Annotated in this window: 1 protein-coding gene; it reads right to left on the bottom strand. The window is 64.9% G+C overall.

Annotated features, from left to right (window positions below; genetic code table 11):
- Positions 1–291: hypothetical protein (locus EN861_RS34935; protein ID WP_135928252.1), on the bottom strand; the 291-nt coding region annotated here is incomplete at both ends.

Raw genomic sequence — 291 nt, 5'->3', positions numbered from 1 at the left:
ATCAGCGGAACCCGCGCATGTTCGGCCATCGCCGCCGCCTGCTCGATACGGAAGCGGTCGTTGCCGCCGTAATCCGGCGCCACGGCCAGCCGGAGCGCGGCGCCGAAGCGATCCTTAAGCCGGCTAATGAGACTTAGATTGCCTTCCGCGCCTGCCGACAGATCGGGCAGGATGGCCAGCGAAAGGCGATCCCCCCATTCAAGAAGGTCGCTGAACTCCAGCAGCGTCGCGCCCTTCTCGTTCTCGTCGCGCAAATTGGCCTGCGTCAGCATGCGGCAAAGATGCCCCCAG

Origin of the sequence: Mesorhizobium sp. M8A.F.Ca.ET.218.01.1.1 (assembly GCF_004791165.1) — a bacterium.
Classification (GTDB): Bacteria; Pseudomonadota; Alphaproteobacteria; order Rhizobiales; family Rhizobiaceae; genus Mesorhizobium.
Note: the sequence above shows the minus strand (reverse complement) of the source record. Positions and strands in the feature narration are given on the sequence as shown.